Origin of the sequence: Methyloligella solikamskensis, assembly GCF_042676065.1 — a bacterium.
Taxonomy (GTDB): Bacteria; Pseudomonadota; Alphaproteobacteria; order Rhizobiales; family Methyloligellaceae; genus Methyloligella; species Methyloligella solikamskensis.
The window spans coordinates 2,692,436-2,705,265 of the sequence record NZ_JBHTJO010000001.1; the positions used below are offsets into that span (position 1 = coordinate 2,692,436).

Here is a 12,830-nt window from a genome sequence, read left to right on the forward strand (position 1 = left end):
ACCGCCCTACTCGTCCCAGACGATGAGCCGGATGGGCGTGGGGTTGTAGCCGTTGCAGGGATTGTTCACCTGCGGGCAGTTGGAGATCATCACCAGCACATCCCGCTCCGCCTTCAGGTCAATATGACTTCCCGGATCGGAGACCCCGTCCACGATGGCCAGATGGCCGTTGGGCTCCACCGGCACGTTCATGAACAGGTTGATGTTGCAGGTGATGTCGGCCTTGTGCATACCGTTCTCGGCTGCCGCGTGGAGGAAGTTGTCGCGGCAATTGTGCATGTGCTTCTTGTCGTGGCCGAAGCGCACGGTGTTGCTCTCCGCGCTGCAGGCACCACCAAGCGTGTCGTGATTGCCGACGGTGTCCTCGATCACCGTCATCAGAGGCTCGCCCTCAGTCGAATAGAGCTTCGTGCCGGTGGTGATGAAGATGTTCTTCTGGGCGAGGATCGTCTGCTGATGGTCGTAGCGATCCTCGTGGTCGTAGGCGTCGTAGATCAGCGTATCGACAGCCTGGCAGCCGCCCAGATCGACAATGCGCAGCACCTCGCCCTTCTTGACGATGTGCCACCAGGGCATGCGCTCAGGATGGGTAACGTCGTATTTGGCCGTCGATGGATCGCGGGGCATTGCTTCAGTCATCTGTCGCCTCCTTACCGTCCGAGCTGCGCCATGAAGCTGCGCGTATTGTCGAAGGCGCGCTCCGCTTCCACGGTCTCGTTGTCGAGGGGGAGATCCCCATCCTGCTGCCACACACTCAAGCTCATGGGCGGCGGGTTGAACTCGCTGTCGGGGTTGAGCGGGTGGGGGCAGTTGGACAGCGCCACCAGCACGTTCATCTCCGCCCGGAGATCGATGAAGTCGCCCGGCCGGCCGGAGCCTTCGACGAAGCTCAAGGACCCGTCCTCCGCCACATCGACGCCGGCGAAGAAGGCGATGGAGGGCACGATGCTTTCCCGGCCCAGACCGAACTTGGCCAGCGCCAGCTCGAAATTGTCGCGCGAGTTCCGCAGAAACGGTTCACCGCCATACTTCGCGGCCGTTGGCTTCGGCGCCGAGCCGCCCAGGATCAGGTCGTGATGACCGTTGGTGTCCTCGATGATGGAGAACAGCGCCCGGCCCATGTCGGACAGGATCAGCATGGATTTGCCGAGGAAGGCATTCCACTGGACCTTCGCCGTATCGGGCGTGTTGAGCCGCTCCTCCGGCAGGTCGAAATTCACCGCCACCATGGAGAGGCTGCCGCGCCCTTCCGGATTGATCAGGCGCAGCACCTGCCCTTTGCGGACCACGAAGGAGGTTTGCCCGCCGCCTTCCAGAGTCTCCGAATAGACGATCTGATCGTCGTTCAGCGTCTTAGGCGTTGCGAGCTCCGCATCATCCAGGGTCCGCCGGCGCGCGGGCGCAGCACGGCCCTTGGCGCGCAAGGCGTCATAGGTCGAAGCGTTATCGGGGGATTGATCGGTCATGGTCGGGCTCCTCCGCGTTTGGAATTGCGGGTCGTCCCGACAGGGCTCTTGCGCCATTTACGCAGACCGGGTCGTCCCGGCCGAGCCAAGGCGTAATCTATACCCTGACGGGGCGGTGAAGAAAAGGGGGCGAGGCTCACAGCACGTCCCCTTCGGCAAGCTCGATGCCGCGATGACGGTTCTCGCGGCGGCGTGTGATCGCAATGTCGTGGGTGATGGATGCGCCGTAGAGCCCCTGCTCTTCGGGGCGGTTGCGCCGGCGGTCCAGGGTCACCAGACGGGTGCCGAGATAGAAGGCTTCCGAGAGATCGTGGCTGACCATGAAGATGGTCGTCTTGCTCTCCTCCCAGATGCGGATGATCAGATCGTGCATGTCTCCGCGGATGCCGGGATCGAGGGCGCCGAAGGGCTCGTCCAGAAGCAGGACCTTCGGCTTTGTGATCAGCGCTTGCGCAATGGCGAGGCGCTGCTGCATCCCGCCGGAAAGCGCCGAAGGATACTTGTCCTCCGAGCCGTCCAGCCCCACCAGCTCGATATACTGCTCCGCCTTTTCGATGGCGCGGCGGCGCGCGCCGCCGAACAGCTTCCCGACGATCGGCGACTGAATGAACTCCAGGCCGAGCGCAACATTCTCCCGCACGGTGAGATGAGGAAAGACCGAGTAGCGCTGGAAGACCACGCCCCGGTCGGGGCCCGGCTCGGGCGGCAGAACCTTGCCGTCGAGCAGGATCTCGCCGCGGCTCGGTTGCTCCTGGCCCAGAAGCATGCGCAGGAGGGTGGACTTGCCGCAGCCCGAGGCGCCGACGATGAGGTTGAAGGAGCCGGGCTCGATCTCCAGGTTGATGCGCTCCAGCACCACCTGCCCCTGATATTCCTTCCAGACGTCTCGGATTGAAATGATGCTCATGGCTAGCCTCGCCCTCCCTGGAACCAGGGGAAGAGACGGCCCTGCATCAGGCGAAGCGTTGCGTCGATGATGACGGCGAGAAGCGTGATCCACGCCACGTAGGGCAGGATCACATCCATCGCCAGGAACCGGCGCAACAGAAAGATGCGATAGCCGAGCCCGCTCTGAGAGGCGATGGCTTCGGCGGAGATCAGGAACAGCCAGGCCGCCCCCAGACTCAGGCGCACGCTGTCGATCAGCCGCGGCCAGATCTGCGGCAGCACGACCCTGAAGATGATCTGCCAAGTGTTGGCGCCCAAAGTCTGGGCCTTGATGATTTCCTCCTTCGGCAGCTCGGCCACCCGGAGCGCGATATCTCGCGTCATGAACGGGGCGACGCCGATGGCGATCAGGACGATCTTCGCCGTCTCGCCGAGACCGAAGACGATGAACAGAATCGGCAGCACAGCGAGCGGCGGGATCATCGCGATGGTCGCGACGAACGGCGCAAGCGTGGCCCGCACGACCGGCAGGATGCCGATGCAGATGCCCAGGATAAGGCTGACGATCGTGGCGCTCGCGACACCTGCGAACAGCCGAACGAGGCTGGCATAGGTATCGGTCCACAGGAGATAGTCCCCTGTGCGCTTGTCCGGCTCGAACGCCATACGATCGATGGCATCCAGCATGGCCGTCCAGCCCGGCAGCAGCTTGTCGTTCGGATTCTCCGCAAGCCGCTCCGCCGAACCCATGGCGTAGAGGATGATGACGAGAGCGAAGGGGAGCAGGGCCAGGACCAGGGCCGGACCCCGCTCCACCTTCGTGTTGATCAGTCGACGCATTGGATAAAGCCGCTAAGCGCTTAGAGCTTCCCGTCGGCGGCCATCTGCATGTAGTCGGTGTTGAACCGGAACTTCACATTGTTCTCGTCGCCGAGAATGCTGCCATCCGGAAATTCGATGCCGACGACGTCGGGGCTCGGTGCGCCCTCGCCCAGCAGCCCGTGGTCGAACAGGAAGGAGCGGACATTGTCCATGATCTCCTTCGCGTCGGCGCTCTTGGTGAACTCGACGCCTTCCGCCGGGTCGTAGAACATCTTGGTGGTCTTGAGCTGAGACTCGTAGCCCTCAAGATCGGTGCCGGAGGCCTTGGCCATGGCTTCGCGCGCGGCTTTCCCTTCATCCGTGTCCGAGCTCATGAGCTCCATGGTCTCGTACCACGCACCGACGAGCGCTTTGGCGAACTTGGGATTGTCTTCCAGCACCTTCGTGTTGATGGCGAGCATGTCCATGATCTCACCGGGGATCTGGGAGGAATCGAACACGTTGTGTGCGTTCTCTTCTTCGAGGATCTGACCCGACATCGGGTTCCAGGTGACGACCGCGCTGATATCTGGGGTCTTCCATGCCGAGATCATGTCGGCGTCGGAGGTGTTCACCACGGTCACGTCGCGTTCGGACATGTCGACGGTCTCAAGCGCGCGGGCCAGCAGGTAATGGGAGACCGAAAGCTCCACCAGATTGACGTTCTGGCCCTTGATATCCTCCAGCTTGTCCTTGTCCTTCAGGATGATGGTGTCGTTGCCGTCGGAATAGTCGCCCATGATGAGGACGGATGTATCGACACCGCCCACCGCCGGGATGGCGAGCAGGTCCATATTGGTCAGCGTCACCGCGTCGTAAGCGCCGGCCGTGTATTGGTTGATCGACTCGATATAGTCGTTGAACTGGGTCACCTCGATGGTGATGTCGTACTTGTCGGCCCACTTCTTGATGATGCCGTTATCGGCCGCATAGCCCCAGGGCATCCAGCCGACATAGATCGACCAGGCCATCTTGAAGGAGTCCTTCTCCTGAGCCTGTGCCCCGCTGGGTGCGAGCGTGCCGAGAATGAGAGCCGCGCCGAGAGCGACGCCGCCAAAGAATTTCGTGATATTCCGGAATTGCATGACAACCTCCGACTGCTTCCAAAAAACTTTTTGTTCGGAGGCCTCCGGGGGAACGAGAAGCGTTCTGATGCTATCCGCATCCAGAGGCCTCCCGGGCTTTTGTCCCGCCGTGTACCCGATCTGCGCCATCGGGCTGCTGCTCTCGGACCAGACGATGCACCGCGAAGCGCATCCGGAACCCTAGCTGCCGTTACAGTGCAGCAAGACCGATGCCAGATGGCAGATCCTCAGTTTTCAAGGAATTTCGTGCGGATTCGAGATATGCCGCCAGAGCGATGCACAAAATATGTGCAGCATTCTGTTTTATTCGGCAGTGGCTAATTGGGGCGCTGCGTGCTCGCGCCATAGCCTCGGCCAGGCCTGCATGGGCATTGCAAATCGATCTGCGCGGGAAATCTCAATGGTCGGAGTGGCAGGATTTGAACCTGCGACCCCCTCGTCCCGAACGAGGTGCGCTACCAGGCTGCGCTACACTCCGTATCCGTGAGAAGCGTCCGTATATAGACGGTTGCCTGTGGCCCTGCAAGGCGCTGTGAACAGAAGCGTAAAAGGGGGCGTAAGACGGTCGTGCGAAAGCGTTTTCACCCCGTTGCGGGCGCTTCTCGCAGACTGTATGGTCCGGCCTTCGCAAGGCGCCGGGCGATGCTCACATAGCGCGCACCGTCGCCCGCCGGCTCTGCCGCCGGCGCAAGGCGGAACCGCCTTCGAAAAATTGTTGGGGCGTGGCCAAGTGGTAAGGCAACGGGTTTTGGTCTCGTGATCCCAGGTTCGAATCCTGGCGCCCCAGCCACCCAGTCAGGCTGTCTCCCATTCTCCGCGTCGCGGCCCTAACTAGGCGCCGAAAGGCCGGCCGTTCCGCCACTTCTTACCAGTAGGCGGGCGCACTCCGTGACAAGAGAAAGCTCTCAGCCGGCAAACAGCCAAATATCGAACGACTTTTCTCTACCGGCGAGTTTCGAGGTCACGGTTTGCGCATGCGAGATGCTGTGCAGATCGCTAGAGCATCAAACGTGTCCTTAGGTTCGAATCTGATGCTCTCAGCCACCCAGTCTGGCTGTCTCCTATTCTCCGAACCGCTGGGCCGACTGACCGTCGAAAAGGGCGTCGTTCCGCCACTTACTGGCAGCCCGCAGACCCACTCCGTGACATGAGAAAGCGCCGCATCAGCGGCCGGCCGAAATTCAGGGGAGTTTTCTTCGCGCGCGACTCCCGAGGTCACGGTTTGCGCATCCGAGATGCTGTGGAATTCGCTAGAGCCGGGTTTCTTCGGGTTCGAAGCTGATGCTCCGAGCCACTCAGTCGTGGCTTTTCCTGCTCCCTACAAGCACTACCTAAACCGCCCCGCAGACGTGCGAAATTGCGCTGCTACGTGGCGCTGGTCTTGCCTCGCGAGAGCCGGAGACGAGTACCCCCGCCGATTGCAGGGACGTCTAGTGGCTTCTTTCAGTGGCCCAGTTTGCTGACGCGTCCGCCGCGCATGATCATGGTAACCACGTCACCCGCGCATATTTCCTGACTGCAATCTTACGTATACATTAGCCGCTCGGGAGGGGTGTCAGTTGTTCTGGTTGCTCGTCATCGGCGGTGTGATCTTGTGGCTCGTCTATCGTGGCTCCAAAGCCCCGAAAGTGGAGCATGGCGCCGCGCGGCTAGACGTCGTCGCTGGTCAGGGTTCGTCCCCGTCATTCGAAAGCCAGGAGCTGTCGACTCAGGGCGGGCGCGTCTCGCGAAGGACGTCGGCTCCGGCCCGCTGGGTCCCCGTTGGACAGACTGTCAGTGTGGCAGGCTTCACGATTACTTCTGGAATGGGTCGCAGTTTCGCGGGGCACAGGATTCTCCCGATTTGCAGGTGGATCAGAGCCTGAATGCTTTGCTCGGCAACACATCAATGGCGCACGCTGATTGATCCAAGCTAGGTGCGGGCCTATGCTACTCCGGCGTGCCCCAGCAAATCGAGGGAACCAAATGCCGGTTAACGCGCCGATCCAGCCCGAGTATCGGGGATACACTGTCTGGGATTCGCCCACGAGGTGGTTTCATTGGATCAATGCACTGGCCGTTCTCGGCCTACTGGTAACCGGATTGGTGATCCTCACCGCCGGACAGCTGGGCCTCTCTTCAGAGGGCAAAATAACCTTGAAGGAAACCCACGCGCTATTCGGCTATGTCCTGGCCCTGAACTTGCTATGGCGCTTCATCTGGGCATTCTTTGGAAATCGCTACGCTCGCTGGAAAGCCATTTTGCCCGGCGGACGAGGCTACGGTGCAGCTTTACGTGCATATGCTGCCTCCTTCTTGACAGGCGAGCCGGAGCAGTATGTCGGACATAATCCTCTTGCGCGCATCGGAGTGACAATGCTGTTGTTTCTCCTTTTGGTTCAGACGGTTACTGGACTTGTGCTCGCGGGGGCAGATCTCTATTGGCCACCCTTTGGCGGGCTCGTTGCCGATTGGGTTGCGGCACCTGGGGTTGACCCCGGAACCCTCGTGCCAGGCACGAAGGATCTGATCGACGTGACGGCCTACCAGGCAATGCGCGACCTTCGTGGTCCTATAGTAGAGACCCACGAGATTGTCTTTTATCTGATCGCAGTTGGCGTCGCGCTGCACCTGATCGCTGTCGTGGTCACCGAAATTCACGAAGGCGGCAGCATCGTTTCGGCAATGTTCACCGGGCGCAAGATCCTCACTAAGAAGCCACCTGACGAGGTGTAACAACCCGTTGCTACGTCCGAGGTGTGTGGTTCCGAGATGGGGACTCAAGCCAAGGGGACTCGAATGAATTACCACTTCAGCAAGCACGTCGACCTGCCATTCGACGAGGCCATCGAAGCAGTAACCAAATCGCTCGCCGAGAGAGGGTTTGGTGTTCTGACAAGAATCGACGTCAAGGCCACGCTAGAAAAGAAGCTCGACGTCGAGTTTCGCCCTTACACGATCCTCGGGGCGTGCAATCCGGACTTTGCCTATCAGGCGCTTCAACATGAAGACAAGATTGGCACGATGCTCCCCTGCAATGTAATCGTGCAGCAGCGCGATGACGGCATTGTAGAGGTTTCAGCGGTCGACCCAGTGGCCTCTATGCAGTCCGTCGACAATCCAGAGCTCGGGTCGATCGCCACGAATGTGCGCGGCTTGCTACAGGAGACGATCGAGGCGCTTTGAGCAAGAAGCGGAACCCGCAGCTTCTTCGGTAACCCCTACTTCAATGCAAAGCAAGGCGGCAGCACGATAAGCACGTCTGGGCTCTAGTGATGGGCTGGCGACTGCCCCAAGGGCGGCGTGCACCTCCTGCCACACCTCCTCAGGCAAGTCCCGACCGTCACTCGACCAGACCCAACTGGGCATCGATTGGCCTTGGCTCTTGACCCTCAATCGCGGGAAGCTACCTCCGACACTGTTCACTCTGATTGCGCTTCTTCTGAAGATATCCTTCGCGTTTTACTTCTCAGCTCGGGGCGGATCCTGAAGGACGAATTTGGAACGGAGAAAGATGTTCGAAGACAACCAGAACAGCATCACCCTGCCTGGCGCGATCGCCATGGGAACCGGCGTCATGATCGGGGCCGGCATCCTGGCCCTGAGAGGTCAGATGGCGGAATTCGCCGGACCCCTTTTCCCGCTCTCCTTCCTCTTATTCACAATACCGCCGGGGTGCCGGTTGCCGCAGGCGCTCTGTTTCCCTTCTTCGGCATTCTCATCAGTCCGATGTTCGCTGCCTTCGCAATGAGCGCCTCGTCGATTTCTGTGGCGCTCAACTCGCTGCGACTTCGGCGGGCAACGGTGTGAGACGCGTCAGGACCGATCACCAGATCGAAAGGTTCAGAGGACAGGCCAAACGACTCTACTAGATCGCGCTGAGTGGCGAAGTCGTCAGCGGGCCGGCCCCACGTTGCCCAAATAATCAATCCTCCGCGCGCGGATGCGCACCCTGGCTCGTCGATTTGCCTGATCGAGATATAAGATTCGCTGTTAGCTCACTAGGGAACTGAGCCCAAAAACGGTGGTTTCGCTGCGCACCGGCTCCGCGGGCGGCTCGCTATTGGCGAATTTCCCTGTACTTTCGCGGCTAACAGCGAAAACTTTCGGGGAGACCGGTTCGCTCCAGTCTCGCAGCACAGCCACCCACCTGGTAGGGTTTCATTCTCTCTCAAAGGTTGTTGCGCGCTCGCCGCGACGACCATTCGTCTCGTGCCCGGCGCTGTCGCACCTCGACGACGAACCTGTTTTGGCCATGAGTGCCTCTATCATGAGTGCTCCCGTGAGTGGGGAGCACACGAATGCGAAGATTACGCGCTCGACCAGTGTCACTGACGAAAATTCCGTAGATATATCTTTGTAGTAGACGTGCCGACTGCGTCGCTGAGTAGGAATCTCGGGCCAAGACGTGGCCGAATTTTGCTTCGCCACGGTGTGCGTCCACTGCAAAGTCTCTGGAGAGAAATCAGGCCGATTGAGGTCGCGATTCCTGCCCAGTGCGAACAGGCTTTTTAACGTACCACCACATAAAGACCAGTACGGGCAACATGTACGGAGTATAAGACAAGGTGAAATCGACTGGACTCATATACACGTTCCCCTCAGGAGGATCGGTGTACCAAGTGATTTCGGGTGCGATAGTATATCTAAGATAAATCGATGCCATATAAACCGGATATGGCACGATATATACATAAAGAGGAACTCGACCCAACAATCTTTGACAAGTGCATGCTAAAGCAATCAGGAAAATTATAGTAAAAGAATACGGGATTATCCCCTTGACCCAAGTTTATAGAACCTGATCTGGACGGGCGCTGACATCTCGGAGGGGTTTCCAGTTCCACAGATACGGTATTTCCCAGCAGGAACCTGCTGATGCAGTCGCTATGTGCTCATCAATCTTTGGCCACCACCGGAGCATCATGGCTGCTTTGACAAAGCAGTTGGCCCTTCCCCACCTAGGCTCAAAAAAAATCGTGATTAGACCGGCCCTGGAGAGGGCTAGGCGCTCGTGCGGCTTCTGCCGCATCTGAGTATCTCCCGAAATCACCACCTCTCCACCGTCTTCGGCGAATCGGATGATCCAGTTCTTGTCACCCTTCTCGCCGTCTGGCCGGTATTGTTTAGCGTGGACTATCTCGTGAGCAATTATCTGCCTGTCAGCGAAGGCTTGAAAAGCTTCCACCAACACAATTGGGAGGCACTCGTCTAGAACGACCTTCACAGCGCTCGCTTGAGAAGCGTCTCAAATCGCACCGCTTCTTTGACTGTTTCTGGGTTGACGCCGTACCAGCGAGATACACTCTCTTCTGTTTCGCCCTCTGCTAGGAAGGCGTCAAAGAGTATCCGTGTGGGGACGCCGGATTCATCCATTATCGGCTGGCCGAACGCCTGCGCAGCTCTGACAATAACGTTTGGTGCCTCATACCTCCGGGGATGCCATGCTTTCGCATCGCCCTGCGGATCGTATTCCACCCCGTCAATCAATGACTGCACAATAATCTCGTGCATCGCCCAGTTTTTGGCTTGCAGATCGTAAAGAACCCTATCTTCGGTTGCTTCCGCAGCCTCTACAAAGATTCTTTTCCCGTCAGTCTTGAAGATCGCGTTCGTTGCAAAGGGGTGAGGATGCTTAAGAAGCTCCTTCGCTTCCGTGAGCATCTCACGGATGGCGCGAGTTTGAACACCGATGCCGGAGAACGCGGCGACAAACCGGACCTCCATTAGATTGGTGAAGCTCAGGGCAAATCTTTTCTCTGCCCATCCCACTTCATTCTCTAGAAGCGGGTCGGCCTTCGTCCTCGGATAGCCAGCCAGCCAGCCCCGTACTTTCTGCGGCGCGACCTCTAGCAACCGCGCAGCATCCGGCACAGTGTAATACCCACCGAGAAGGTCGCTCATATCATTCATTTCACGGGACCTCCGATTTGATGCTACACTGATTTGCAGGCACCACCTAGCATCGAGGCAAGATGGCGGGTACACGATTAACCTTACGTTCTGCGCTCAGTTCCGGCCGATTAGATGAGTTCGTTTCTCAGGAAGAGGCGAGAGGGATCGGCCCTGCAAACAGGGCCGATGTTGATCGGACGCTGAAGGCCCTGATCACACACGAGCAATCAGAAGATCGAACATCGCGTTCTGCATCTCCCGGTGGTTCGACCGGAAAGCGAACTCGTTGAGATAGCGCTGCATGTATTTGCTCGACACGTGAATGTGCGTCGAGCGAACGCTGATCTTGAACAGCCGCCAGAAGCTCTCAATCGTGTTGGTATGGTGCCATGCGCCGTGCCGGTAGTCGTAATAGGCGAACTCCTTAGCGCCGTGCTTCACAACACCGTGCTTGTAGCCATCACCCTCTAGTAAGCCGTAGCTCATCAGCTCATCCGTCGAGACGGTGGAGCCTTCCTCGACGTTCTTGAGCACGTGACGGCGCAGCGTGTCCTTGCGGACGTTCTCGACCGGGACGGCGACGATACGACCGTCACGCTCAGCCATGCCGAATACCACGGTCTTACCGGGAGCGCCGCGGCCACGCTTACCGCCAGAGCGCTTGCCTCCCACGTAGGCCTCATCCGCTTCGACGTGGCCTTGCAGCATGGCGAAGCCTTCCGCCTTCTCCATCAGCTTGCGGATCTGTTGGCCGATCCTCCAGGCGGTTTTGTAGGTGACGCCGAGCGTACGCTGAAGCTCTTTGCCGGACACGCCGTGGCGCGTCGTGACAAAGAGGAAGATCGCGTAGAACCAGCTCTGGAGCGGCGTACGAGTGTCCTGAAAGATGGTGCCTGCCAGCGGGTGAATGTGATGGCCGCAGTGAGCGCAGGCGTAAGCGGGACGTCCCGTGATCCGATGGAACGTCGCGTCACCGCCGCACTTGCCGCACTCATGACGAAGGCCATAGCGGACGGCCATCACGTGCTCAAGGCACGCATCGTCATCAGGAAAGCGCTTGAAGAAGTCGCGAACGGAAAAGGCTGGTGATTTGCTCTTGCTCATACCCAGTAATATAGGGCATCAGCGTACTTGGGTCAAGGGGATAATACCGTATCACTATGGAGCTAAACACAGAAACAGCGGCAATTTTCACGCCTACTCCGGCAACCCTTCGCCAACTTTTCTCCGATTGTGCTGATTCTGCGCTCACTTGCGAACCGCCATTAGCCGAACAGGCAGATCAACGATTTCAAATAACTGCATGTTTCAACCGTCAACTGAGCCGTTAAGAAGCGACGGCAGTCGCATACTCGCATTGGAACTCGCCGTTCTCAGCCGCCAGAGCACTAATGCCACCACAGCCATAGCTAGCATGCGTTAAATCTCATGGGCCAGTGTCATGGGGTGACCACTTCGCGCTTTCCGCGACGACCGATTCGGATCCTGCGCGGCGTTGCCGGCCTTCGACGGTGAGCCTGTCCTGGCCCATTGGAGGCGCGAGTCTGGATCCCTCAATGCGTGGGCGCACCATGTCCGACATGCTCTATCTCCCTCGCATCAGCCAGCATGCCTACTAGCTGCCCCATACGGTTATGGTTCCAGAGTTCTTCTGCCCGTTTTCGAACCCTGGGCTTTCGATTTCTATATTTACGTCTTCAAAGTCAAAGCAACTTGGAACCGACTCAATACCGTAAGGCTCTTCATAATAGTTTATATAAAATATTCTGTAGCTCCGGTCTCCGACCAGAACTATCGGCCAAACCAAATCACTTGATGCATAAGATCTATTTCTAAAATTTTCAGCAGCAATTTGAAATTGATCTTCGTTAATAAGTAAATCAAGTCCATAAATATCAAAAACGGCAGATATATTTATAGTCGGAATGCGGAAAAGCATTATCCGTACTTGCTTTCAATCCTCTACCATTTCGGATCAAAAATTCAAAATATAAGTTATCCAAACTTTTATCGTAGGCTCTTTCGCCAATCCATAAATTGATCCATACAGCTTGATAAGCAGCATACAAGACTGCAGCAAACAGCAATATATATAGCGTAGCCTTGTGTATTGGTGAGCCTAAAGCATCATTGGAGTTGGCGCGTGACTATTGGATAGGCCAGCAACAGATGCGACCGATCGTTTACGGCGGCTGACCTATTCTTTCCTCCCTCTAGTTCTTGCGTTCAATCCGGATTAAAACGGTGCCGTAACATGAGTATTGTTCGTGTCTACCAAGACAGTAGTAGTTCCAGTTACAGAAAAAGGAGAAACTGCAGTGGGAGATATAGTCCAACCCAGAGAAACACCAACTGACTGAAACTGAGTCTGATGTACGCCAGACTTGCTTGCCATGTCGGCTCTGATATCTGCCCATGACTGTTTAGCCTGGTCAACTAGGCCCGGAATCTGGTCCAGTATCGAGTCGGGTATAATGTAGTCTGCATTTGACATTTTGGTGTCCCCTAAAGCTTTAGGTGTTCTATGATTTCGTCACTAAGTACCAAAACGAAAATGTCAATGTTGCTATAGTCGTTACCAACGCCATCTGAGAAAAGAACAGTCTTTCCTTAAAGTCTCTATCCTCCAACTTTCGAAGGTAAAAGCCTATGTCAT

The 12,830-nt window shown here is 57.6% G+C and carries 12 protein-coding genes, 2 tRNA genes and 1 riboswitch; of the genes, 4 read left to right on the top strand and 10 right to left on the bottom strand.

Annotation, left to right across the window (positions count from 1 at the left end; all coding sequences use genetic code 11):
- Positions 1-6: 6 nt before the first annotated feature.
- The 6 genes from ACFQ2F_RS12840 to ACFQ2F_RS12865 form a co-directional block, all read right to left on the bottom strand.
- Complete coding sequence (locus ACFQ2F_RS12840) at positions 7-639, bottom strand: urea amidolyase associated protein UAAP2 (RefSeq protein ID WP_379090474.1); 633 nt, start codon at positions 637-639, stop codon at positions 7-9.
- Between the two features lie 11 nt (positions 640-650).
- Complete coding sequence (locus tag ACFQ2F_RS12845) at positions 651-1,466, bottom strand: urea amidolyase associated protein UAAP1 (protein WP_379090476.1); 816 nt, start codon at positions 1,464-1,466, stop codon at positions 651-653.
- Positions 1,467-1,602: 136 nt separating this feature from the next.
- On the bottom strand, positions 1,603-2,373 hold the full coding sequence (locus tag ACFQ2F_RS12850; protein ID WP_379090478.1) for an ABC transporter ATP-binding protein: 771 nt from the start codon (positions 2,371-2,373) through the stop codon (positions 1,603-1,605).
- Positions 2,374-2,375: 2 nt separating this feature from the next.
- Complete coding sequence (locus tag ACFQ2F_RS12855) at positions 2,376-3,194, bottom strand: ABC transporter permease (protein WP_379090481.1); 819 nt, start codon at positions 3,192-3,194, stop codon at positions 2,376-2,378.
- A gap of 20 nt (positions 3,195-3,214) precedes the next feature.
- Positions 3,215-4,300, bottom strand: coding sequence for a putative urea ABC transporter substrate-binding protein (locus tag ACFQ2F_RS12860; RefSeq protein ID WP_379090483.1), 1,086 nt, complete (start codon positions 4,298-4,300; stop codon positions 3,215-3,217).
- An 86-nt stretch (positions 4,301-4,386) separates the two neighbouring features.
- Positions 4,387-4,495: riboswitch (guanidine-I (ykkC/yxkD leader) on the bottom strand.
- Between the two features lie 206 nt (positions 4,496-4,701).
- A tRNA-Pro gene (locus ACFQ2F_RS12865) sits at positions 4,702-4,778 on the bottom strand.
- 238 nt (positions 4,779-5,016) lie between these two features.
- Between ACFQ2F_RS12865 and ACFQ2F_RS12870 the strand changes: the two genes are divergently transcribed.
- The 4 genes from ACFQ2F_RS12870 (at position 5,017) to ACFQ2F_RS12885 (ending at position 8,030) form a co-directional block, all read left to right on the top strand.
- Positions 5,017-5,090, top strand: a tRNA-Gln gene (locus ACFQ2F_RS12870).
- A gap of 1,175 nt (positions 5,091-6,265) precedes the next feature.
- The gene (locus ACFQ2F_RS12875; RefSeq protein ID WP_379090485.1) at positions 6,266-7,015 is read left to right on the top strand and encodes a cytochrome b/b6 domain-containing protein; all 750 of its coding nucleotides are present in this window, start codon (positions 6,266-6,268) and stop codon (positions 7,013-7,015) included.
- Between the two features lie 63 nt (positions 7,016-7,078).
- On the top strand, positions 7,079-7,465 hold the full coding sequence (locus ACFQ2F_RS12880) for a DUF302 domain-containing protein (protein ID WP_379090487.1): 387 nt from the start codon (positions 7,079-7,081) through the stop codon (positions 7,463-7,465).
- A gap of 328 nt (positions 7,466-7,793) precedes the next feature.
- On the top strand, positions 7,794-8,030 hold the full coding sequence (locus ACFQ2F_RS12885; RefSeq protein ID WP_379090726.1) for a hypothetical protein: 237 nt from the start codon (positions 7,794-7,796) through the stop codon (positions 8,028-8,030).
- A 1,041-nt stretch (positions 8,031-9,071) separates the two neighbouring features.
- On the opposite strand, the gene ACFQ2F_RS12890 is transcribed toward ACFQ2F_RS12885, so the two are convergent.
- The 4 genes from ACFQ2F_RS12890 to ACFQ2F_RS12905 all read right to left on the bottom strand — a co-directional run bounded on the left by ACFQ2F_RS12890 (position 9,072) and on the right by ACFQ2F_RS12905 (position 12,113).
- The gene (locus ACFQ2F_RS12890) at positions 9,072-9,506 is read right to left on the bottom strand and encodes a PIN-like domain-containing protein (RefSeq protein WP_379090489.1); all 435 of its coding nucleotides are present in this window, start codon (positions 9,504-9,506) and stop codon (positions 9,072-9,074) included.
- Entirely contained in the window at positions 9,503-10,192 is a 690-nt protein-coding gene (locus ACFQ2F_RS12895; protein ID WP_379090491.1) for a hypothetical protein, read from the bottom strand. Before ACFQ2F_RS12895 ends, ACFQ2F_RS12890 begins: the two co-directional genes overlap by 4 nt.
- A gap of 195 nt (positions 10,193-10,387) precedes the next feature.
- Entirely contained in the window at positions 10,388-11,278 is an 891-nt protein-coding gene (locus tag ACFQ2F_RS12900) for an IS1595 family transposase (protein WP_379090493.1), read from the bottom strand.
- Between the two features lie 511 nt (positions 11,279-11,789).
- On the bottom strand, positions 11,790-12,113 hold the full coding sequence (locus ACFQ2F_RS12905) for a hypothetical protein (protein ID WP_379090495.1): 324 nt from the start codon (positions 12,111-12,113) through the stop codon (positions 11,790-11,792).
- Between the last annotated feature and the right edge of the window lie 717 nt (positions 12,114-12,830).

Coding starts and splice junctions, on each gene's coding strand:
- ACFQ2F_RS12840 (WP_379090474.1), bottom strand. CDS start 639: ATGACTGAAGCAATGCCCCGCGATCCATCGACGGCCAAATACGACGTT.
- ACFQ2F_RS12845 (WP_379090476.1), bottom strand. CDS start 1,466: ATGACCGATCAATCCCCCGATAACGCTTCGACCTATGACGCCTTGCGC.
- ACFQ2F_RS12850 (WP_379090478.1), bottom strand. CDS start 2,373: ATGAGCATCATTTCAATCCGAGACGTCTGGAAGGAATATCAGGGGCAG.
- ACFQ2F_RS12855 (WP_379090481.1), bottom strand. CDS start 3,194: ATGCGTCGACTGATCAACACGAAGGTGGAGCGGGGTCCGGCCCTGGTC.
- ACFQ2F_RS12860 (WP_379090483.1), bottom strand. CDS start 4,300: ATGCAATTCCGGAATATCACGAAATTCTTTGGCGGCGTCGCTCTCGGC.
- ACFQ2F_RS12875 (WP_379090485.1), top strand. CDS start 6,266: ATGCCGGTTAACGCGCCGATCCAGCCCGAGTATCGGGGATACACTGTC.
- ACFQ2F_RS12880 (WP_379090487.1), top strand. CDS start 7,079: ATGAATTACCACTTCAGCAAGCACGTCGACCTGCCATTCGACGAGGCC.
- ACFQ2F_RS12885 (WP_379090726.1), top strand. CDS start 7,794: ATGTTCGAAGACAACCAGAACAGCATCACCCTGCCTGGCGCGATCGCC.
- ACFQ2F_RS12895 (WP_379090491.1), bottom strand. CDS start 10,192: ATGAATGATATGAGCGACCTTCTCGGTGGGTATTACACTGTGCCGGAT.
- ACFQ2F_RS12900 (WP_379090493.1), bottom strand. CDS start 11,278: ATGAGCAAGAGCAAATCACCAGCCTTTTCCGTTCGCGACTTCTTCAAG.
- ACFQ2F_RS12905 (WP_379090495.1), bottom strand. CDS start 12,113: ATGCTTTTCCGCATTCCGACTATAAATATATCTGCCGTTTTTGATATT.